General features: G+C 42.5%; 14 protein-coding genes and 8 tRNA genes. 4 read left to right on the top strand and 18 right to left on the bottom strand.

Annotation, left to right across the window (positions count from 1 at the left end; translation table 11 throughout):
- Window positions 1-58: 58 nt before the first annotated feature.
- The 14 genes from ACAX20_RS10895 to ACAX20_RS10830 all read right to left on the bottom strand — a co-directional run bounded on the left by ACAX20_RS10895 (window position 59) and on the right by ACAX20_RS10830 (window position 9,762).
- A complete protein-coding gene (locus ACAX20_RS10895; protein WP_371186142.1) occupies window positions 59-496 on the bottom strand; it encodes a GNAT family N-acetyltransferase in 438 nt (145 codons plus the stop codon).
- A 365-nt stretch (window positions 497-861) separates the two neighbouring features.
- Window positions 862-1,503 carry a PEP-CTERM sorting domain-containing protein gene (locus tag ACAX20_RS10890; protein WP_371186140.1) on the bottom strand — a complete coding sequence of 214 codons (642 nt, stop codon included), beginning with the start codon at window positions 1,501-1,503 and terminating at the stop codon, window positions 862-864.
- A gap of 420 nt (window positions 1,504-1,923) precedes the next feature.
- Window positions 1,924-3,630: a serine hydrolase domain-containing protein gene (locus ACAX20_RS10885; RefSeq protein ID WP_371186138.1), complete on the bottom strand. Its 1,707-nt coding sequence runs from the start codon at window positions 3,628-3,630 to the stop codon at window positions 1,924-1,926.
- A gap of 22 nt (window positions 3,631-3,652) precedes the next feature.
- Entirely contained in the window at window positions 3,653-4,042 is a 390-nt protein-coding gene (locus tag ACAX20_RS10880; RefSeq protein ID WP_371186136.1) for an MAPEG family protein, read from the bottom strand.
- 288 nt (window positions 4,043-4,330) lie between these two features.
- Window positions 4,331-4,416 (bottom strand) — tRNA-Leu (locus ACAX20_RS10875).
- 8 nt (window positions 4,417-4,424) lie between these two features.
- Window positions 4,425-4,501, bottom strand: a tRNA-Met gene (locus ACAX20_RS10870).
- A 68-nt stretch (window positions 4,502-4,569) separates the two neighbouring features.
- Window positions 4,570-4,644 (bottom strand) — tRNA-Gln (locus tag ACAX20_RS10865).
- Window positions 4,645-4,729: 85 nt separating this feature from the next.
- Window positions 4,730-4,815 (bottom strand) — tRNA-Leu (locus ACAX20_RS10860).
- Window positions 4,816-4,878: 63 nt separating this feature from the next.
- Window positions 4,879-4,953: transfer RNA gene (locus ACAX20_RS10855), tRNA-Gln, on the bottom strand.
- Between the two features lie 52 nt (window positions 4,954-5,005).
- Window positions 5,006-5,080 (bottom strand) — tRNA-Gln (locus ACAX20_RS10850).
- Between the two features lie 9 nt (window positions 5,081-5,089).
- A tRNA-Leu gene (locus tag ACAX20_RS10845) sits at window positions 5,090-5,175 on the bottom strand.
- Window positions 5,176-5,184: 9 nt separating this feature from the next.
- A tRNA-Met gene (locus tag ACAX20_RS10840) sits at window positions 5,185-5,261 on the bottom strand.
- A gap of 326 nt (window positions 5,262-5,587) precedes the next feature.
- Window positions 5,588-8,671 carry an efflux RND transporter permease subunit gene (locus ACAX20_RS10835; RefSeq protein ID WP_371186134.1) on the bottom strand — a complete coding sequence of 1,028 codons (3,084 nt, stop codon included), beginning with the start codon at window positions 8,669-8,671 and terminating at the stop codon, window positions 5,588-5,590.
- 2 nt (window positions 8,672-8,673) lie between these two features.
- Complete coding sequence (locus tag ACAX20_RS10830) at window positions 8,674-9,762, bottom strand: efflux RND transporter periplasmic adaptor subunit (protein ID WP_371186132.1); 1,089 nt, start codon at window positions 9,760-9,762, stop codon at window positions 8,674-8,676.
- A 286-nt stretch (window positions 9,763-10,048) separates the two neighbouring features.
- Here ACAX20_RS10830 and ACAX20_RS10825 point away from each other — a divergent pair, with 286 nt between their 5' ends.
- Complete coding sequence (locus ACAX20_RS10825; RefSeq protein WP_371186131.1) at window positions 10,049-10,672, top strand: TetR/AcrR family transcriptional regulator; 624 nt, start codon at window positions 10,049-10,051, stop codon at window positions 10,670-10,672.
- A 96-nt stretch (window positions 10,673-10,768) separates the two neighbouring features.
- On the opposite strand, the gene ACAX20_RS10820 is transcribed toward ACAX20_RS10825, so the two are convergent.
- On the bottom strand, window positions 10,769-11,791 hold the full coding sequence (locus ACAX20_RS10820) for a LacI family DNA-binding transcriptional regulator (RefSeq protein WP_371186129.1): 1,023 nt from the start codon (window positions 11,789-11,791) through the stop codon (window positions 10,769-10,771).
- Window positions 11,792-12,018: 227 nt separating this feature from the next.
- Window positions 12,019-12,744: an aquaporin Z gene (gene aqpZ / locus ACAX20_RS10815; RefSeq protein WP_371186127.1), complete on the bottom strand. Its 726-nt coding sequence runs from the start codon at window positions 12,742-12,744 to the stop codon at window positions 12,019-12,021.
- Window positions 12,745-13,256: 512 nt separating this feature from the next.
- Here aqpZ and ACAX20_RS10810 point away from each other — a divergent pair.
- Both ACAX20_RS10810 and nagA read left to right on the top strand, forming a co-directional pair.
- Entirely contained in the window at window positions 13,257-13,967 is a 711-nt protein-coding gene (locus ACAX20_RS10810; RefSeq protein ID WP_371186125.1) for a SapC family protein, read from the top strand.
- A gap of 293 nt (window positions 13,968-14,260) precedes the next feature.
- Window positions 14,261-15,391 carry an N-acetylglucosamine-6-phosphate deacetylase gene (gene nagA / locus ACAX20_RS10805; protein ID WP_371186123.1) on the top strand — a complete coding sequence of 377 codons (1,131 nt, stop codon included), beginning with the start codon at window positions 14,261-14,263 and terminating at the stop codon, window positions 15,389-15,391.
- A gap of 41 nt (window positions 15,392-15,432) precedes the next feature.
- Here nagA and ACAX20_RS10800 read toward each other — a convergent pair whose 3' ends face one another.
- A complete protein-coding gene (locus tag ACAX20_RS10800; protein WP_371186122.1) occupies window positions 15,433-19,272 on the bottom strand; it encodes a S8 family serine peptidase in 3,840 nt (1,279 codons plus the stop codon).
- Window positions 19,273-19,551: 279 nt separating this feature from the next.
- Window positions 19,552-21,030 (bottom strand): peptide MFS transporter, encoded by a 1,479-nt coding sequence (locus ACAX20_RS10795; RefSeq protein ID WP_371186120.1) that lies wholly within the window; start codon window positions 21,028-21,030, stop codon window positions 19,552-19,554.
- Window positions 21,031-21,343: 313 nt separating this feature from the next.
- Here ACAX20_RS10795 and ACAX20_RS10790 point away from each other — a divergent pair, with 313 nt between their 5' ends.
- Window positions 21,344-22,300, top strand: coding sequence for a DHH family phosphoesterase (locus ACAX20_RS10790; protein ID WP_371186118.1), 957 nt, complete (start codon window positions 21,344-21,346; stop codon window positions 22,298-22,300).
- Window positions 22,301-22,313 lie beyond the last annotated feature (13 nt).

The raw sequence follows: 22,313 nt of genomic DNA, 5'->3' as shown, positions 1-22,313 counted from the left end.
AAAGGGTTATATAGCTGTTTGTTCTTTGGGCGGAAGATGATTTAAAACTTCAAACGCCCTAGAGTTGATTTGATATTTCACTATCGATTTGCTTCTTTAAGAAATAACTCGTAAATGTTGGTGGCATATCTGGCAATTGACCAAATTGTACATAACCTTGTTTTTTATAGAAATCTAAGACTTGAAAGGATGTAGTTTCCAAGCGAAAGTTAGTTATACCATTGGAAATAGCGAAGCTCTCAAGTTTGTCGAGTAACTCTGAGCCTAAGCCTTTTGAGCGCGCGCAATCAGAAACCCAAAGCCCTTCAATGTATAACCACCCCCATTTAATTTCGCCAAGAATACCACCAACGGTTTGATTGTTTTCATCTTTGACGAACGAAGAGATTTTTTTGCGGTAAAGAGGGCCCGTGAATTGGTGGTTATATTCATTCAAACCGTTTTTCAGAACTTCAAAATCGTTTTCTTTAGGGTGAGAAACGTCCGTTACTCTCATCTTTTTACCAAACTCCCTTGGTATATGACAGGCTTTATTTAGGTTAGGCTACATTTATCATACGATGGTATACTGAATGACCGTTGTTCGCTCGTTAGAGACATTAACCTTTTCAATCTGTTAACGTCAAACTTGTGCCATTAGCGGAAGTAAACGAATTACGAGCTTAATACACTATTTAAAAAAGCAAGCGCATAAAATATCAACCTCTATTTACATAATAATGAATAAAATTAGGATGGCTGCGTTAAACAGCAAATGCACTGATAGCGAAGTTAATTGATATAGCAGTAGATGCTATATCCAATGACATTGTATCTACATTAGGTAATCATATTTACCTAACAGCAGAAATTAAAAATATATCAAAATTGTTTTTTAAATCTACGTGACACTAAACAAAATATTCCTAATGCAAAAATGGCAAGTGAAGATGGCTCAGGCACATTAACACTTGTTCCCCACGCTTGCGTCCCTTCTTGAATAACAACTATACCTGCAAAGTTTTGCGCACTTGTAGTGGCCAAAAGTGTACCCCAAGTTTCGTTATTGCCGCCAGGCATCGCCCAGTTACCAGTTGCCGTGTGCTGTGGTCCATTTCCTGCGTGGGCTACTTTGTTTGTTAGATTGTCGTCAAACATATCCTGAAACGCAAAGTAAAAATGATTTTCTGAACCAGTGCTTGACGTGTAGTTACTCCATCCATTTCTATGGAAGTGGTTGTAGTCGGTGATTGGTGAACCTGCGCCCTGCCATAATGAGACGTAATCGCTGAATGTAGCAATTCTCCAACCTTCAGTGATTTCATAAGTATCTCCGACGGAAAAGTCGATATCCTTGGCTACAGCGAAAAATAAAGAACTATTGAATGTGGACTGAGTTAAACCTGCTGTAGCACTTCCACTTGAGTCAAACCAATCATCAAACTTGATTACTCCTGCTTTACTGACAGTGCTCACCATAAGTAAGGTACTTATCAATATGCTTTTAATTATAATATTTTGCATTTAAACCCTTCCACAAATTTTGAATAGTAGTACATTAAAATTGAAGTTTACCGCTGAAGAACAGCATAAAGCATACCAAGGTGAAAAGGTGAATAATTTCAATACAATGAATGCTCTATCAACATTTCACAATGATGTACTGTAAAATTTACTGACACTATGCATCATCCAGAAAGAGGCTTTTAAACAAAGCTGTTAACCGGTTTCTCTTGTTATACTTACCTAGCAATGTTTTTTTAATATAAATTGATTTCTGAAATCAATTGGGCCTTTTTGTTTTATATATACAATGATTAAAGCTTTAGTGCTGGCAGGAGGTACTAATTATATAATGAAAATGCTCTGGATTGGTTTTCGCCCGATGTCTCTTAATCGCTCTTAAGAGACATTAGCACTTTCAATAAGTTAATGTCTAAAAGGTTAAGTTTCGACTTTTTCAAACGCTATATTTTTAGCTCTGGTCGAACTCAATAAAAAGCCTTTGGTAGAGTCAATGGTTATTACTATCTGACCATACTTATCAGAAAATACACCTTTTTTAATTGCAGCTAATTCATGAGGTGCACTTCCAGCCATGTTTAGAATTAATCCGTTATTAGTCGCTGTTAGTTTATAGTGACTGTCCAACTCTCGTGAGTAATACTTCCCCGTATAATCTGATGGTAAGCTAAAATCCCCTTCGCTAACTTTCTCATATTCTGTCAATTTCTTAAGACCATGACGCATCGTCATGACTGTAATCGTAGAATTAGGGTTTAATGTTAATTGCGCTTGAATTCCGTCAGAAGAATAAATATTGAATGAGTTAGTTGATTCCCCATGACCATAAACCTCAGACTTATTTCGATTATTAACCTGATAAAAAATAGAATCATTATCCTTGGTTAAGGAAATCTTTTGCTTTAGCTCGTCACTCCAATAATCTCCTAGAAAATTAGTTACCTGTGAGGTGACAATTTTTTTATTTTGTTCCTTACGCAGCGTATCTTCGCCCTGAACTTCAAATATCACATTCGAGAGTTCTTGCGCTAAATTCTTGGTATTTACATATCCATCATTACAAAGAATTCCAAATGCAGTTTTTTTCTCAGGGAAGATCATGCTCATAGCTCGATAACCAGCATCTCCACCTCCATGATGAACTCTTTGCATTCCATTAAAACTATCTACTTCTAATCCGAAAGCATAATGTAGACTCTCGCCATTTCGATATTTCCCAACTTTGACCATCTCTCGAAAAACATTTTTATTATTAGATCCTGATATACCTTCCAGGAACGCAGAAAACCAAATTTGTAAGTCTTTATTAGTGGTATATAAACCACTTGCGCCAACTATATCCATAGTGTTAAAAGCCAATGTGTAGCTCTTGTCGGAAGGCCAATATCCGCTTGAACGCAGTTTAATGAGTTCAGTATGATTATCATTAAAATGAGAATGATGCATTCCAAGCGGTTTAAATATATTTTCCGTCGTAAATTCCCTAAAGCTTTGCTTAGTTACGATTTCTACTATTTTGGCTAAAAGATAGTAATTTGAGTTCGAATACATGTATTGTTCCCCAGGGTTGAAGTTAAGCGCTTCTTGCCTAGTTAAAAATGTCATTGCATCCTTATCCGTGTAATCGATACTTTCTCCAAATCCCCCCAAATAAGTCAGATGATCCATATCTCGAATACCACTTGTATGGTGAATTAAGTCAGATACCAATATTCTTTTCGCATATTCTGGAAATTGAGGGAAAAACTTAGATAAAGAGTCTGTAAGACTTATTTTTTCTTCTTTAACTAACAGAGCTACGGCGTATGCCGTGAATTGTTTCGACGTGGATCCAATTAAGAAGCGATTATCACTTGTGATAGGCGTGGAGTATTCCAGATTTGATAACCCATATCCTTTATCAAAAACAGTCTTTCCATTTTGAGTGATTGCTACTGAACAGCCTGGGCCGTTCGCGTTAATATTGGAGAAAACAGCATCTATATCATCTAAATTTAATTCATCAGCGATCGAAGCTGTAGAGTAAGTTAAAGCCAAACTTAATATGGTGTTTCGGATAATCAATTTCGTTCCTTGAAGATATTTTGATATTTGAAGAGAAGATTTGAACGACCGTTGTTCGCTCATTAGAGCCGTTGCGATTCAGCTATTAGCTCGGTATGCATTGCCACATAATGGCGAATGAACAAACTATCGCCACAGCCCACACAATAGAGCGCAAGGTACCGATATTCAGTAAATAAAGTGCGTTATAGGCCACTCTTGCAACTATATGTATCATAGCCAACAGCTGAACGGTTTCGTTGGTTGTATTGGTTGCTATCGCTAACAATATCGCCGTAGCAAAAACGATCAGGGATTCGAAGGCGTTTTGATGGGCAGCTAAAGCGCGAGCACCAAAGCCTGTTAAGTTCGCTTGTTGCTCTCTTGGGTGATTATTATCGTAACCGCCAGACTTATTCATGGCCATTGCCACCGGGACTTTAGCAAAATAGGGCAGCAATGCGGCAATAATTAGGCACCAAATTAATGTGATCACGGTGTGTTCCTAGTCCTTTGTTTATTTATTTGTTATGCAGAGACAGTACCCTTTTCAGCCCGTTAGTGTCAAACGTTACGGCTTAATGTGGCGGAAGTTCTATGTGACTCGCTTGAATTGTTAAGGACGATGAAAGCTAGAGGATAGTATTAACTAATGAAGGTAGTTGGCCATTAGTTGGCAGAACAAGTCATGGTTTACTAGCTTATAAACGAAAAAAACTCTGAAGATTATTTCTTTCGAAATACTCTTCAGAGTTTTCTGTGTCATTGACCATGACTGATTAAATGGTGCGGGAGGAGAGACTTGAACTCTCACATCCTGAGGATACTGGAACCTAAATCCAGCGCGTCTACCAATTCCGCCACTCCCGCGCATTTAATGGTGGCTACGCCCTGATTTGAACAGGGGACCCCATCATTATGAGTGATGTGCTCTAACCAGCTGAGCTACGTAGCCATCTTGTTTATGATGTGACCTTAAAGATTACGTCATATACTCGATTTTTCAATTTCTAAAAAAGAAATTGGCAGGGGTAAGAGGATTTGAACCTCTGAATGACGGGATCAAAACCCGCTGCCTTACCGCTTGGCTATACCCCTGCAGGGTTGAGTTTGTAGCATTACTACTTGGTAATTAAACTCTGAATAATATCTTGATTAAAATGCTATTCAGAGATTAATTAAATGGTGCGGGAGGAGAGACTTGAACTCTCACATCCTGAGGATACTGGAACCTAAATCCAGCGCGTCTACCAATTCCGCCACTCCCGCGATATGTTTTTAAGGTACATATAACCTCAAGTTTTTGACCATTTTCCAACTTCACGAAGAAGTTGGCAGGGGTAAGAGGATTTGAACCTCTGAATGACGGGATCAAAACCCGCTGCCTTACCGCTTGGCTATACCCCTGCAGGGTCTTCTTACATTGTTGGTCGCCATTTATTAACTGAGTTAAATAAAATGGCAGGGGTAAGAGGATTTGAACCTCTGAATGACGGGATCAAAACCCGCTGCCTTACCGCTTGGCTATACCCCTACAATGTAATGGTGCGGGAGGAGAGACTTGAACTCTCACATCCTGAGGATACTGGAACCTAAATCCAGCGCGTCTACCAATTCCGCCACTCCCGCGATATGTTATGGTGGCTACGCCCTGATTTGAACAGGGGACCCCATCATTATGAGTGATGTGCTCTAACCAGCTGAGCTACGTAGCCATAACATAAACTTGCCAGGTTGCCCTGAGCAAGTGCGGCGTATTATGCAAATCTGCCTTGGGCGCGTCAACTGTTTTTTAGAAAAAAAAGCGACTTTTTTTCTGTTTGCACAAAGAGTCGTCAATTTGTTGTATTTCTCGGCATGTTGATGCTCTGTTCGGGTAAGATATTAAGCTATTCGTTGTGTAATTGTGACTTTATGTACTGCTTTGGGGGCGCACAAGAATAATAAACAGCCTCGATCATATAAACAGCAATATAAGATTTACGCCATTGATATGTTTACATCACTATTCGGGTAACCGTTATCGATACCTTAGCCGTTGCTAGCGTCTATCTGCGGCCGTTTGTTCAAAGGCATTGCGTCTGCTCATCAAGTAAAACATCGCTGGTACCAAATAAAACGACAGCATTGTGGCTAATACGGTGCCGCCAGCAATAGCAATGGCAAACGGTGGCCAAAAACCACCGCCAGCAATAATAAGTGGTAAAAAGCCACCAACGGTGGTTATCGTCGTTGAGCTAATGTGACGTGTACAGCTGGTTACGCCGTGAATTATCGCATCAATATTACCTTGTATGGCATCGCTATCGGCTTTTAACTCGGCGACAATAACTATCGCTGAGTTAATCGCCAGACCTGCAAGTCCCATAAGGCCAATGATCACGGTAAAGCCAAATGGGTAATTAAATAACCAAACACAAAATAAACCTAATCCGGCCGACATAAATGCCGAGATAAAAATAATACTGGAAATACGAAACGAATTAAATGACATCACCACGGTCGTGATCAATAACACCACAATAATACCAACACTGCTTAGTAAGTCTGTCACGGCATCGTCACGAGCCCCTGACTCGCCACCAATTTCCATACTGTAGCCGTTAGGTAAGCTAAAGTTTTCTGCCGCTAACTGTTGCTTGATTTTATTTAGTGCAACCGATGGCAGTACACCAGCGCGTAAATAACCTTCGATAACGTTAACGCGGCGGCCATTTCGATGCGGGATCGCTCCGCGTGAAGGCTCAATACTAACTCCTGATACGGCTGACAGGGGGATAAACCCTGCTTGCTCGGCGTTCATTATCGGAAACGCATATAAATCACTGACGTCTTGTGTTGCGGTTCGCGGTCGTGATACCACAACCGGAATGGATTCGGTGGACTCGATAACCGAACCTGCGACGGCGCCATCTAAGCCAGTTTGTAATTGCCTTGCAACATCGCTTAGTGTCAGCCCTTGGTTATTGAGGGTCGCTTCGTCAGTGCGTAACCAAACTTTAGGGGTGCCAGCGAGTAATGTGGCGCGGCTGTGAATGACATCGTCGGTTTGGTTAAATACGCGGCGTAAGTCGTCACCGAGCGTTTTTAAGGTGTCGAGATTTGGCCCAAATAAACGAATTTCGATAGGGGCATTAAATGGCGGCCCTTGTTCTAACTTGCGTACCAAAATTTTGGCCTGCGGATAATGCTTATCTAGCGCTAACTGTAATTCAGGAATAAGTTGGTTAGCCGCGACAAAGTCATTGGCGGTGATCATCGCTTGCGCATAGTTTTGCATGCGGTCTTTGGCGGCAATCAAATTGTAATAAAATGACGGTGCACTTTCGCCAATGAACCAGCGCACATGATCAATGTTAGAGTATTGCTGCAAGTCAGCGCTGATTTGCTCGGTAAGCTGCTGCGTTGCACGCAGTGAGCTTTGCGGGGATAAATACACTTCAATATGAAACATATCGCGATCGGATGGCGGAAAGAACTGCTCATCTAATGTGCCAGCTAGCCAAAAACCACACAGTGGTAATAACAGTACCAAAGCTATCGTACGCTTGGGGTTGGTTAATGCGAATAACAGGCTGCGATGGAACTGTTTATGTAGAGCTGGCAAATGAATGCCTTGTGAGAGCCATTGGGGCACACGCTTGTCACTGCTTACCTTTAAAAAACGACCAGATAGACCGGCAACGATGGTATGAGAAATTAGGTAAGAACCGATTAAGGCAAAGATCACACTTAATGCAATACCACTAATAAATTCTCCCGCATCACCTGGCATTAAGGCAATTGGCATAAAAGCAAGGATTGTGGTGAGGGTTGAACCAAGCAATGGCATCCAAAGATGACGAACTGACTCAATAACCGCTTGCAAACCGTTAATGCCGTGTTTCTTCTTCTGTAGCACAGTATCTGTCATAACGATCGCATTATCGACCATAATGCCAAGGGCAACCACCAACCCCGTTACCGACATTTGATGAATTGGTAGGCCGGTAAAGTTCATCACCGACAGGGTAAAAAGCACAGTAAGTGGCAGCGATACGGTAACGATGGTTGCGGCGCGTAAGCCCAATGTAACCAGTAATACAACAGCGATTAACGCAAAACCAATAAATATATTGTCAATTAGCTCGCTTAAGCGTGTGTGGGTGTAGTCATTTTGGCTAAACAGTACGTCCAATGAAATGCTATTGGGGAGGCTTTGTTTAAATGCTGCAAGCTGTTGCTCGACTTGCTCACTCCATTTATCAACACGTACGCCTTTGAGCATTCGCGTGGCAATAACGATAGCTGGCTTGCCATTAACAATGGCAAGTTTTGTCAATGGTTGTGCCAAGGTTCTTTTTACCGTGGCAACATCGCCTACCAGCAACGGTGATGTACCATTGGAGCGAATAGGCACATTGCGAATACGATCAACCGAGGTTAATGCACCCGTTAATTCGATTTGCATTTGATTCGCGGGATTAACGAGGGTACCAGCGGGAACTTTTACGTCGGCCTGTCTAATGGCTTGTACCACGTGATCAGTGGAAATACCAGCAAGCGCCGCTTGATATTGGTTCAATTCAACCTGTATTTGTTCTTGGTTTTTACCGTGAATTTGCACGATATCGGTGTTTCTAACCAGCAACAACATCGACTTGAGCTCTTCTGCGTAGCGACCGAGTAAGAGCATATCGGGCTGGTCACTTGCTAGCCAATTTAGCGCAACTAATTGGGTATAAGCAAAAGTTCGTTCTTCATCAAGGGTTGGCTTACTGGCCTCAGCCGGAAGCTGATTTTCAACATCGGCTAATTGATCGCGGATCAACGAAAATATCGGCTCACCTTTGGCAACTGAGCCTTTTAGTTTGACGCGTAATACGGAAATTTCAGGCCTTGAAGTGGACTCGATGTAATCGATTTCGGCGATACGACGCAGACGTTGCTCAATTTTTTCGGTAACCAACGACTCAACGCGTTCAGCACTCGCTCCTGGATAGCTGGTGATGACAACGGCAAAGCGATTCTCCAAGCTAGGATCTTCGGTGCGAGGCAACATACTCAGTGAGGCTAAGCCTGATACTAAAACAATAGCGACCAACAAGGACAGCATGCGGCCGTTGCGCACTAACATCTCAATCATGATTAACGTCCTTGTTGTACATAGACCAATTGACCTGGCACGATGCGGTGCAAACCGCTAGTGAGCAGTAATTGGTGCTCGTCAATATCACCGCGAATAAACGCTTTATCTTGTTCGGTATGTATCACTTCTACGCTGTTATGAATAACCTGATATCGTCCGTTGTCGACGGTTGCATTGCCTGGTTCGTTACTATCTTGTTTGACCGCTTGTAAGGTATACACATTCCAACTGCCCCTTACGCCATCGGTTAGCGCGGTAAGCGGGATCCAGTATCCCGACTGCAAAAACTCTTGTTGCACTTGTAAATAGGCCAACTGATTATCAAAGGTAGCGATATCGGTTGTTAATTGAAAGCGTGCTTGCACGGTACGGGATATGGGGTCGATGGTTGAGTTGATAAATACTGTGTCGCTCACGTATTCGGTTCCATCGACAATGATGGTAAAGCTATTTTTCGTAGCAAGTTGTTCGGCAAGTTGTTGTGGCAGTCCTATTTTTACTTCTTGTTGATTATTTTTGGTGAGCTCGAAGGCAATATGTTGCGGGCTGATAACTTCACCAATATGAATGTTGCGTTTATTAATGGTGCCTGAGAACGGCGCATAAATATCTGCGCGGCTGATTTGATAGCGCTTGGCGTCGATTTGTGCGCTTATTTGCTGTTTGTTCGCGATGAGTACTTTTTGTTTGGTTAGCAACTCATCAATATTTTGTTCCGATACATAGCCTTGCTTTGCTAGGTTGGTTAAACGACGGATGTTGTTGTTAACCAGTTCAATATCGGCACGATTCTGTTGTAGCAATGCGTTAAGTTGCTGTAATTCGATATTAAATAACTCGGTATCCAAACTGGCTAACTTATCACCGCGGCGAACCGACGCTCCATCGTCAACATATATTGAGGCCACTTTACCAGAGGTTTCAAAGTTTAATTTTGCCTGTTGCTTACTTTGTATGGTACCGGCTAACAAACGGGTTACGGAATAACTGGGTACAGCGGTGATCGGCATGGCTTGCACGGTTTGATAATACCTCGCTTCATTGTTGGTACTGTGGTTTTGCTCGGAGCAGCCTAATAGCATCAACATGACAGCAGTTGGCATGCAAAAGTAGAAAAGAAGCCGAGGTGTTTGATGGTTAGCGATAAGTTTAAGCATGAGAATGAGGCATTAAATTTGATTAAATTAGACTGATGAGTCCAGTTTAGACAAACTAAACTAGACTGTCTAGTTTAGTTTGTTATGATTATGTGAGTACGCTAAGCGAATATGGTGGTGGTATCTGGTTGCAATGCCTCAACACAGCGCTTACATTTTCAACCTTTGTTCGTAAGTAGACTTGTTACAGCAATCTATGACAGTAAGGAACTAGAACGTGGAAAAACATCGAGTCCGCAGTAAGAGCGAAACAAAACGCAAAAGTATTCTCGCGGCTGCCTCACAGTGTTTTTGTGATAATGGCTTTGCTGCCAGTAGTATGGATGCCATCGCTAAAGCTGCTGGCGTATCAAAACAAACGGTTTATAGTCACTTTGGGAATAAAGATGAGTTGTTTTTGGAAGTCATAAAGCAAAAGTGCCAAGAGTTCCAAGATGCAGTGCTACCCACTATTTCGCGAGACAAGGTAGAGCCTGCATTAACGCATTTTTCCTGTCAATTTGTGCGCTTGTTGCTATCGGATGAAGGCATGAGTGGGCATCGTTTATGCATCGCTGAATCGCAGACCAACCCGACCGTATCGCAATTGTTTTTTAGCGCTGGACCAAAGCGTGTGATCGAGGTGTTAATGCAGTTATTGCAACATTTTGTCGATTTGGAACAATTGGTTATTGGCGATATTCGTAGTGCTGCCTTGCAGTTGTTGTGTATGGTAAAAGGTGAGGCGGTGATGCGTCGTGAATACAACACCGAACAGCAAGTGAGTGAAGTGGCGATGGATCGGTATATTGCCGATTCAGTGGCGTTATTTATTCGTGGTTATCGACCACAACAGAGTTAACTGTCAACAGAAAATTCTGCCAATAGTTTGACTATTCTGAGTCCCATCAAATCAGCAAATACGGCAATGGTTTAGCGAATCGCTCATTGGCCGCAGTTAATGACTGCTGACCTCCCCGCTAGAATCTCGAACCAGTAAACTTGGTTTGAAACATCGACTTTGTTGCTCTAAACGTTGACCCTGAATTGAGCTGATTAACAAGTTTGTCGCTTGCTCGGCAATTTTTTGATTAGGCTGATCGGCGGTGGTAATTTTCGGCCAAGTTTGCCTTGAAAAAGGCGAGTTCTCAAAGCCTACAATAGATAATTTGTCAGGGATATCGACATTTTGTAAGCGTGAAGCAAATAGGGCACCGGCGGCTATTTCATCATTACAGGCAAAAATGGCACTTGGCTTATCCGTTTGCTTGAGCAGTTTGCCTGCGCCTTGGACGCCAGATTCAAAATCGTATTCACCGTCAATAATCAATTGCTCATCACAGGTAATGTGATTTTGCTGTAATGCATGTTTGTAACCATTGATGCGCTCGTCGGTGAATTTATGCTGCTTTCCACCGCTAATAAAGCCGATGCGCTTATGCCCTAAATCGATTAAGTGTTGAGTAATATCAAACGCTGCATCAAAGTCATTTATCATGACGGTTGGGGATAGATTATCTGGCGCTTCGTGGCCAGATAATATGCGCACAAACTTTACCCCTATGTCACTAAGGGCCGTAGTGACCTTGCTCATTTCAGAAAAGGGCGGCGGTAATACCACACCCGCAATGCGTGAATGACGGATCATGTCGCTGATTTCAGTTACGATACCAGCCGATTTGGCATTACAAGGGTGAATAACTAGCTCAAAGTTTTGCTTACGGCATTCGTTTAAAATACCATTTTGCATATCAATCACATAATAGGCGTTTGGGTTATCATAGATGTAGGCGATAGTATATGACTTGGTACCAGCAAGAGAGCGAGCAGCGAGGTTTGGTTGATAATTTAACTCGCGTACAGCGTCCATGACTTTATCTCGCGTCGCCGGGCGAACCGATGCTTCGTTATTGATCACGCGCGATACGGTTTTCATTGAGACGCCAGATAGCATGGCTACATCGTTGATGGTTACTTTCATTATGTAATTTTTGACGTTGTCTTAAGGCTAGTTAAGGTATTGATTGGCAAATATATACGATTTTTCCGAATTGTTAAAAACATTTAAATGCACGTTGAGTAAGGGAGAGACTTATTATATTCACTTTTAAAGCTCTCGATGGCGTTTATTGGGACTTGGTAGGCAAACAAACGCTTTAGTACATCGGATATCCAAAGCGCTTAAATCCGGTTATAAAGTGTCACGTATCATTCTTTGCTTACGGGGAGAGTCTCTGGGCTATTGTGTTCAGCACCAAGCCAAGAGTACATCTTGCCAGCTAGTAACGCGCCAACGATAGGAGCGAGCCAAAATAACCAAAGTTGTGCGGTTGCCCAACCACCTACAAACAATGCTACCCCTGTGCTTCTTGCGGGGTTGACTGAGGTATTACTCACGGGAATGGTAATAAGGTGAATTAATGTTAAACACAAACCGATGGCGATAGGAGCAAATCCGGAAGGGGCCCGCTTGTCGGTGGCACCTAAAATGACGATGAGAAACATAAAGGTCATCACTAACTCAGTAATTAATACCGCAACCATTGAGTAACCACCTGGCGAGTGTGCATCATAACCATTGGATGCAAAGCCTGTGGCAACATCAAAACCAGGCGCACCTGATGCTATGACATAGAGTATTGCAGCACCCGCTATGCCACCAAAAACTTGAGCAATGATATATGGCGCGAGTTCATTGCCGGCAAAGCGACCCGCTGACCACAGTCCCAATGACACGGCGGGGTTGAGATGACATCCGGATATATGACCAATAGCGTAGGCCATGGTTAATACCGTTAAGCCAAATGCCAATGAGACGCCAACAAAACCAATACCTAATTCAGGGTAGCCAGCAGCTAACACGGCACTGCCACAGCCTCCTAAAACCAGCCAAAAAGTACCGATACACTCAGCCATTAATTTGTTTTTTAACATTATCTTCTTAACCTTTATCGTAAAAATATAACTGCAAAAAGCGACCTTAATGCTTAAAGTAGTTTTGTGTGGTATCTCTAAATTAGGAGATTAGGTCTATTTATGCAAATACTCTCGATCCTTCATAATATTGTCTGCTTAAAGTAGTCTTTTATCTTTAGCATTTATAACCATCGATTAAATCCGAACACTAGTAGAATGAAAAAGTGCATTTCGCCGTGATAAATGTCTCGTTGGCGCCATTTAATGATTTATACAATAAACTTGTTTTACGCGATATTGTATGAGTAGCAATTGGCGCCTGGCGTGAATTTAGTTGCAGTTTCCGTATCGAATAACAATGAAATAAACAAAGCTGAAAATATCCCTTTTAAAAAAAATTTAAATTTAGCTTGTATTGCTTGGTTTAACCGGTTTAGTCTAACCACGATTATTATAAATAGCTGTGTATATTGCATAGGGCAATATATAGCAGTCACAGACTTTAGGCAGCATTTTTGGGAGTTTTAGAAATGAGCCAACAAAATATCCAACCATTGAGCAAAAACGTTCACGGTCAAATCAAACTTAAAAACCCACAAAACTTCTCTTACGTATCTGGTCAACATTTAGCACCAGTTGTGGTACAAGAGTTTGCTCGTGCGGCATCAGAATTTCCTATTGTTTTCGTAAAAAACACTGAAACAGGTGACTTCCAAGTAGTTGCTCTATTTGGTGTGAAGCCAGGTGAAAACTTATACACGCAAACTGAAAAGTGGGACGGTAGCTACGTGCCAGCAGCCTTAACTCACTACCCTTTAGCTTTAGTACCTGAAAGCAAAGATTCGGATAAGCTTATCATTGTCATCGCTACCGAAAATGACATGGTAAATGAAGATGAAGGTGAAGCACTATTCCAAGAATCTGGTGAAGAAACTGAATATCTAGCTCGTCGTAAACAAGCTCTAGGTAAGTACTTTGAAAATTCTCAAATGACGCGCATGTTCGTAAAAGAGCTTGCTGAACGCGAGTTGTTAATGGAACAAAACCTTGAAATTAAAGCGAAAGATGAGAAGATTCAATTGAGTGGCATTTATGTCGTGAATGAGAAAAAGCTTGCTGAGCTATCTGATGAAGACTTTTTAGATATGCGTAAGCGTGGTATGTTAGCGCCAATTTACTCGCATCTTAACTCACTGCACCAAATCAACCGTTTGGCACAGAAAAAAGCATCATTAAACTAGGATAATATATATCCTGTTGAGTACACCAAGCATAGCCTATCAGGCTTGGTGTACTGTATTACTCCTATTTACCTTCCTGTCTATCTCATTCATTCTGTTTTACTTCCAAAAACTAGCTAACGGCAGAAAATACCAATAAAGACAATCGCACCCTAAAATCGTTCTTTGCAAATACATCATCGTATTTTTTTTAGCTATTTGATTGTTATTATAGATTTTAAATATTTATGCTATAAAACCCGTTAGGCTGCGTAAAAGGCCATTATGTTAGAAACACGATCAGAGTATTTATTATGAGCACACGTCGAGTTGTTAAAACGTTGTTTGACGGTCAACATTGGCATCAGCATGTTGCGGTGTCAATTGAGCATGGACGCCTTACCTCGATAGAGCCTGCGGGCAATCAAGAAATCGCAATGAATGGCATCATGGTGCCCGGTTACATTGACGTACAAGTTAATGGTGGTGGTGGGGTGTTATTTAACAACCAACCCGATTTACCAGCAATAAAGGTAATCGGTAGCGCCCATGCACGCTTTGGTACAACCGCTTTTTTACCGACATTGATTACCGATGATGTTAGCGTGATGCGACAAGCGGCTGATGCCGTGGCGCAAGCCATAGCGGAAAACCAAACAGGGGTGATAGGTATTCATTTTGAAGGGCCGCACTTATCAGAAGTTAAAAAAGGCGTTCATAGTAGCGATTTTATTCGTCCTATTTCTGACGATGAGATGGCGATATTTTGTCGAAGCGATATCGGTGTGGTGATTGTTACCGTAGCGCCAGAAATGGTCAGTGTAGACGATATTCAACGCTTGGTAAGTGCGGGGGTGACAGTCTGTTTAGGTCACTCTAATGCCGATTATGCAACGGTTCAAGCGGCACTTGCTGCTGGCGCAACTGGCTTTACCCATCTATTTAATGCAATGTCACCCTTTCAGTCTAGAGAGCCTGGTATGGTTGGAGCAGCATTACTTGATGAACACAGTTTTTGTGGTCTTATAGCCGACGGGCATCATGTGCATTATCAAGCTGCCGAGTTGGCGATTAAGGCAAAAAAAACAGGCAAAATGATGTTGGTAACCGATGCCATGTCACCAGTTGGAACAGAGCAACAAAGCTTTCCATTTTTCGGTACACGGGTGACACGCACTGGTGATAGGTTAAATGCGCCAAATGGGGCTTTGGCCGGCTCGTGTTTAGATATGGCAAGTGCAGTTAAGAATTGTATCGCATATATGAATCAGTCTGTTGATGAGGCTCTGCGCATGGCGTCATTGTATCCGGCTAAGTTTTTAACCCTAGATAGCGATTATGGTCACTTAGCTACAGGAGCTCGAGCAGATTTTGTTATTTTGAATGATCAATTTGAGACCATGGAAACAGTTATTGCTGGCTCAACACGTTATCAAGCCAAATAAGCCTCTCAATGCTATCTCATATCTAGCAAAACTAACATCGGTCAATGGTTGAGACACGACAATGATATATCACCATCGGCTTGTGACTGTTGCCGGTTAATATCTCTACGCATAAAAAACATCACTAAAATTGATAGGCATAACAGCCAAGACAGGCTACCTCCGCCAGATGTACTATTTGACTGATTACGGGGTGTCGGCGATAAAGACTGTGTATTTTCGATATTAATGATCATTTGCGTTGAGTCCGTTCGTCCTGCACTAATTACTGTTAGCTCGATAACTAACGTTTGATCGTCATTGACTTGTGGCGCATTAAAACGTATTTCCGAACTGTTCAAATCAGTTAAGGTTATTTGTGGGCCGGATACGCGTCGCCATTGGTACAGTAGGTCGCTGTCGCTACTGGGATTAACGCTTTGTGCGCCCGACAAGCTGATCTCATCACCTTCTGACACTGTGATTTCGCCATTTATTTCATCATTAATTTTGGCGGTAGGGGGGACGAGCACATCGAATGCTTGGCTTTGTCCGCGGTAGGATTGCCCATTCACGTGATACTCATAGTCAATTTGAAACCGTTGGTTTTGTTCTACATTGGGGGCTTGTAGCACCACACTGAGCGTTGTATCTCCTGCACCTGCGATATGTTGGTAACTCACCGTTAGTGTTTGATTATCGACTTGGCTATTCGACGGCCTCGAGACAATGCTAAACTCGCTTGGTACGGTTAACGTAAATTCATATGGCTTATCCTCACTTGTTCCATTTGCATCGAGATAAAGAGTCAACTCAATATTTTCTCCTGCATCGACGGTTGATTGTTCTAGCCCAATGGACAAGCTTTGCTCGCTACGTGCTATACGTAGCGGAAAACTGACAATATCGGATGGTGTCATGGCACTGCTACCAAGCTCTATGAACGTCATATATTGCTGAGAGGTTTCATCGATATTTTGCCAATGCAGGTTGAAGCCAATATCTGTTAACGGGTGAAGTTGTTGTGTAATGGATGAGGAGAACGTACCATCGTCTGCACCAACCAACATGATTTCAAGTTCAACATCATCAAGCTTGCCCGTTGGCGCATCTTCATCGCCAAAGTTGTGAACGGCGACAAAAAAATCACCGGCTGGTGGGTGCTCAAGCGTACATGACTCAAGAGTTTTACGGGTAGCGGATGTGCAGATGAGGTTATACATTTCCGATGCACTACTCGGCTTGCCGTCAAAATCATTGTCGTAGCCGATATATAAATCCAGATCTGGCGAGGTTGTGTTTAGTACATTGACTTGCAAATAACGGCTGTTTTCAGGGATGGTTAATGGTAAGGAAAATAAAGCCTCCTCCTGGTTGTAGACATTAAAGGGGAAGCTTCGTTGATCAAAATCATCACGCTGTATTTGTTTGCTCGCCTTTTGTATCTTATGTAAGCCAAAGTGTGAGACAACAATATTATCTGCGTTGTAATCAAGCCCAAGGGTCGTAATACCTGGCAGTAATTGGCTGCCACGGTTTGAATCAGCGGTAATGTGGGTAATAAACGGTGCGGTGCCTTTTTTGAATGACGCGATAACCGGCAGCCCTAAATCATTATCAGTGTTACTTGATCTAATCAGTATGTGACCACTTACATCACCACCTTGATAACCTTGTTTCGCGGTTGCAGAAATGGTGAGGGTGATCAGGTCGTTGTTATCGACACTAAAGCTTTGCGGGCTAACGGATAGGTTTATCGCATCATTGGTTATGCCTTTCACTTGCCAATCACCCGCTTGGGTTGCACGAAAGGTTCGTGTCCAAGAGCAGATCAACAAACAGTCTTGATTGACTAAAGCTGGCAAATTGAGTGTTTGGATATCGCCACCGATTTTAGGGTTAGCATCTTGGTAATTATCATGACTTTCATTCAATACTAAGCCAGCAGTTACCGCTTTATCGACGTTAATGCGGCCAGCGCCATGATCATAGTACCCTAAATTAGCCGAGCTTTTCTGGGGCAGTGTGGTGGCAGTTAGCATTAAAGCGGATTGCACTTCTGCTGGCGACCATAAAGGGTGTATCCCGCTGATTAATGCCATGGCGCCTGCTACATGCGGACTTGCCATTGAGGTGCCACTTTCAAAGCGGTAGGGGGGAAATTCAATATTTGCATTTTCATAAGGTTGGCGAGTTGCATGCGCGGCGTAAATATCGACTCCTGGCGCGACGATGCTCGGTACTAAATAACCTGAGTTTGTGTCATCAGGGCCTCGCGCGCTAAAATTGGCTAAGGTATCTTCTCGTGAAGTATCGACGATAACGCTGGAATCATTAAAACTGATTTGATGATTGCTACCACTAGTTAACCATTGTACGAGGTTTTGTCCATCATAGGCACTGATATGAGCGCTAGGCAAGACATGATGATCTGAAAATAGGGTTTGTTGACCACTGGGATTATTGATTAAAATCATACCGGCCGCACCGCCAGCTAAGGCATTATTTCCTTTGGCGACACGGGCAATATCACCACGCCGGCAAACAACCACTTTATTGGTTAACGAGCCAAGCGGAAAAGGTGATAAGCAATTGCCATTATTAAACTCTTCACCGTCAACAATGCTGGCGCTGATGCCTTTGGTAGCCGAGTAACCGGTGATATCGGCAAGCGAGCTATCGCCGCCTGAAAACGTTAACGTCTTTGCAGTGTAGCTCCTGCCGTGGTCGCTGGCGCCGACGCTAGTAAGCCAGGGCGCATTGGCTGGTGAGTTTATTGTTTTTGCACCATTGTTACCACCATTGCCAGCAGAGACTGCAACATGAATACCGGCATTGCGAGCAGTTAAAAACGCCAGCGCATCTATGGCTTGCCAAGGGCTATATGATGGTGAGCCAACAGAGTAATTTAATACATTGATACCATGTTCAATCGCATGCTCTACGGCTAGAACGGTTAAATCTGGATAACAACCCGCTAAATCACATACTTGATAGGAAACAATATTGGCTTTGGGCGCGACCCCTGATATTTGTGCAAATTGATGTTGGGTTTTATCGCCCAGGGTATTGTAAATGGGAACATTGTTAAGGGTGTTGCCAGCGGCAATACTGGCAACATGGGTACCGTGGCCGTCTATATCTAAGCCGATGGGATCGTCACCAGGATAGGTGTTGGTCGATGTAATGTCAGGGTGACTCCAAATACCTATCAACTTATTATTACAATAATGCTGATACTCGCTAAACTGACAATCACCGATAAAAACTCCATCACCTAGCGGATTTTGATGACGATAGCCATTGGTGTCGAGTTCGGCAAATGACGGGTGCATGGCATTAATGCCACTATCAATGATACCAATAATAACCCCTTCACCTTGATAACCTGAGCTTGTCTCACTGATTAGTCCTGACCAAACACGGTCGGCACCAATATTAGTGGGCCCAATATCTGTGTGCCGTTTTGCCACTTGAATTTTTTGAATAAAACGAACCTGACTATGTTGATTTAGCGCTGCTCTTTGCTGCTCGGTAAGTCTTGCGGTAAAGCCGTTAACCGTGTACTTAAAAGAGTCTAATAACGTTATCTTTTGTTTACTGGAGGCTGTTATATGGTGGATAAGTGCTTGTTGCTGCAGCTGAATGTCACTGATGTAACCTTGCGCTCGCCTTGAGTGAATATTTACGCGAGTGTTGCCTGAACCCAGCATTGATGAACTGGCGATATTGGCACCAAGATCAGCACCCAGTAATCCGGGTTTGGTTAATATAATCGCATATAAATTATCAATATTGCGACTATTGTAGTTGGAATTTGAGGGAAGCGTTCGAGTGGTTTTATCGAACATGTGGGTTGCCACATCATTGCCGCTATCGCTAGCCGTTATGGTAAAACTCAATCCAAAAAAACTAAGGGTAAACGTTATGATGTATACAACACTATAAAATAGTGTTCTTTTAATCAAACTGTTATCACCATTGTTATTATTTTCGGTATACATTTCAGTATATGCAACATTACTGAATTCGCTCGAAAATTTAACGTTAGGTGATTTTCTCTAGGGCAACCATATCAGGCAGCCCCATGGATAGGGCTTAGAACGGAGTGAATGGAATTTTTGCATAAAAAAAACGGAAGCTTAAGCTTCCGTTTTTAACGCAATAATTAATCGGCTAGATTAGTGTTGCTCTTTTAGACCTTCGTGCGTGCCTGTTACCGACAATTCTTCTTCAACTTTCTCGTTAAAGTCTTGTGGTTGAGCGTCTTCCGCACCGTGCATCCAGTCAACCAACTTATCACTGATTAACCACAACATGATACCGGCAACAAATGCCATAATAGCAACACCAGCAAAGGCTTGTAGAGGGCCGGTTTCACCAACCATTTGACCAACCCAAGCTGCTAGGTAGTTACCTACACCTGAGAAGAAGAACCACATACCCATTAGTAATGATGTGTACTTAAGTGGTGCTAGTTTGGTTACCATAGACAGACCGATTGGTGATAAACATAGCTCACCCATAGTATGGAATAGGTAAGCTAGAACTAGCCAAACAACACTTGCTTTAGCTGTTTCAGAATCGCCAATTTGTAATGCAGCCATTACCATTGAAATGAAACCTAAGCCTAAGAAGAACATACCTAACGCAAATTTTCGTGGTGAGTTCGGCTCAGCATCACCCATTTTTAACCAAGTCGCAGCAAAGATTGGCGCTAAGATGATAACGAAAATAGGGTTAACGGTTTGCAACCAAGATGCTGGCATTTCCCAGCCAAAGAATACAAGGTCAGTTTTGTATTTAGCAAATAAGTTCATCGAACCCGCTGCTTGCTCAAAACCTAACCAGAAGATGATGGTGAAGAAAGACATAATAAGTACAACTTTCACGCGGTCACGCTCTTCTTTGGTCAATGGCGCTTTCGATAGAGCCGCATCTTTAGTTTGTTTTGCTGATGGCTCAACACCGACATTGCCTAGGTACTTTTTCGCCATAGACATTTGTAGGATAACACCGATAAGCATACCAATACCCGCGGTTAAGAAACCGTATTGGTAGTGGATTTTTTCACCGATGGTACCTACCACTAAATAACCTAAAATTGAACCTAAGTTGATACCCATGTAGAAAATGGTAAATGCCGCGTCACGACGTTTGTCACCTTCTTCGTATAAGTCACCAACCATAGTAGAAATGTTTGGCTTGAAGAAACCATTACCAATAATCAGTAATACTAAGCCAATCCATAGGAATGTTAGCTCATTTCCTTCAATCATCGCATGTGGTGTACCTAGGGCAAATTGGCCTAGCATCATAAAGATACCACCAACAATGATAGACTTGCGCTGACCCCAAACGTTGTCTGCCATCCAACCACCTAGTACTGGGGTTACATATACCCAGAATGCATAGATACCAAGAATACCTAATGCTTTAGATTGAATAGCGGTGTTAAGTAGAGCTTCTGCATTTGGATCGTCAGGGTTGATACCAAAGTAACTCGCATCCCAGCCAAAGCTTGAAGCAAAGGCAACTAGATACAGTACAAAGATACCACGCATACCGTAGTAACTCATGCGCTCCCACATTTCGGTACCGAAAAGCAAAAATAAGCCTTTCGGGTGACCAAACATGGTGCTTTGTTGTGCGTTAGACATGTAAACTTCCTTACTAACTTCTTTAGATTTTTGGAAAAACCGACATGTTATACCGCACTGCTAAGCCTAATTGCAAGTGAAGTTCATTATCGTGTTACAAATGAGTGGAAGTTTGTTTGTGTTTTTTACGTATTAATGGATATCGTATGTGCTAACGATAAAAATCTTTAATTATAGAGGGGCGCATTGACTTTCTGTGCGTTATCGTTAGCAGTGATAGCCTTGATCAGGTAGAATCATAGACAAAATTATGGTTTTTGAATCTTAAATAAAGCAGTCATCGTGACCTAAGAATTATAAAAAGGATATTTCGATGCATTTTGATGTGTTTAACGGAGATGCCGACGGCATTATCGCGTTAGTTCAACTAAGGCTTGCAGAGCCAAAAAACTCAACACTGATTACCGGTGTTAAGCGTGATATTGCATTGGTGCAACAAATTGATGTGGAGCAAGCAACATCGGCGACTATTCTCGATATCTCGATGGATAAAAACCAACAAGCGCTGGAAAACTTATTGGCGCATTGTGTACCCACCATGTACGTTGATCACCACCGCGCGTCAAATATTCCAACCTCGTCATTGCTAGACACGAACATCAACACCTCTGCCGACGTTTGTACCAGTTTGTTAGTCAATGATCATCTCAAAGGTAAGTACAAATTATGGGCCATTGCCGCCGCTTATGGCGATAACTTGACGGCGGTTGCTGATCGTCACTGCGCCCTGCATGGTATTGACACCAACACCTCAGCGTTACTAAAAGAGTTAGGGGTTTATGTTAATTATAACGGTTATGGACGTACCACCAATGACTTACATTTTCATCCCGCGAAATTGTATGAACAACTGTTAGCTTCTGAATCGCCAGATACGCTGTTTGTAGATAAAGGCTCATTGTTTTATCAATTACAGGAAGCGTATCATCAAGATATGGCCCAAGCTGCTAGTGCCGACGTGCTTTTTGATAATGCCATCTGTAAAGTGGTATGTTTAGACGATGCTGCCTGGTCGAGACGTGTTAGTGGTGTTTTCGGCAATGAACTTGCTAATCAGGCACCGGATAAAGCCCATGCCGTGTTAACCAAAAACCTAGATGGTAGTTATACCGTGAGCGTTAGGGCGCCACTGAATAATAAACAAGGCGCAGATGAGGTTTGTGTGCAATTTCCAACTGGCGGTGGGCGCTCAGGTGCCGCGGGAATTAATGCCTTGCCAGAAGAGCAAATTGAAACATTTATCATCACCCTGGCAAATTACTATCGTTGATAAGCCGTGATGA

The sequence above is a fragment of the Thalassotalea sp. Sam97 genome, assembly GCF_041379765.1.
Taxonomy (GTDB): Bacteria; Pseudomonadota; Gammaproteobacteria; order Enterobacterales; family Alteromonadaceae; genus Thalassotalea_A; species Thalassotalea_A maritima.
The sequence above is the reverse complement of the archived record's forward strand: the minus strand, read 5'-3'. Positions and strand labels throughout refer to the sequence as shown.

Excerpts from the sequence above, each read along its gene's own strand:
- ACAX20_RS10895 (WP_371186142.1), bottom strand. The coding sequence starts at position 496 with ATGAGAGTAACGGACGTTTCTCACCCTAAAGAAAACGATTTTGAAGTT.
- ACAX20_RS10890 (WP_371186140.1), bottom strand. The coding sequence starts at position 1,503 with ATGCAAAATATTATAATTAAAAGCATATTGATAAGTACCTTACTTATG.
- ACAX20_RS10885 (WP_371186138.1), bottom strand. The coding sequence starts at position 3,630 with ATGAGCGAACAACGGTCGTTCAAATCTTCTCTTCAAATATCAAAATAT.
- ACAX20_RS10835 (WP_371186134.1), bottom strand. The coding sequence starts at position 8,671 with ATGATTGAGATGTTAGTGCGCAACGGCCGCATGCTGTCCTTGTTGGTC.
- ACAX20_RS10830 (WP_371186132.1), bottom strand. The coding sequence starts at position 9,762 with ATGTTGATGCTATTAGGCTGCTCCGAGCAAAACCACAGTACCAACAAT.
- ACAX20_RS10820 (WP_371186129.1), bottom strand. The coding sequence starts at position 11,791 with ATGAAAGTAACCATCAACGATGTAGCCATGCTATCTGGCGTCTCAATG.
- aqpZ (WP_371186127.1), bottom strand. The coding sequence starts at position 12,744 with ATGTTAAAAAACAAATTAATGGCTGAGTGTATCGGTACTTTTTGGCTG.
- ACAX20_RS10810 (WP_371186125.1), top strand. The coding sequence starts at position 13,257 with ATGAGCCAACAAAATATCCAACCATTGAGCAAAAACGTTCACGGTCAA.
- nagA (WP_371186123.1), top strand. The coding sequence starts at position 14,261 with ATGAGCACACGTCGAGTTGTTAAAACGTTGTTTGACGGTCAACATTGG.
- ACAX20_RS10795 (WP_371186120.1), bottom strand. The coding sequence starts at position 21,030 with ATGTCTAACGCACAACAAAGCACCATGTTTGGTCACCCGAAAGGCTTA.
- ACAX20_RS10790 (WP_371186118.1), top strand. The coding sequence starts at position 21,344 with ATGCATTTTGATGTGTTTAACGGAGATGCCGACGGCATTATCGCGTTA.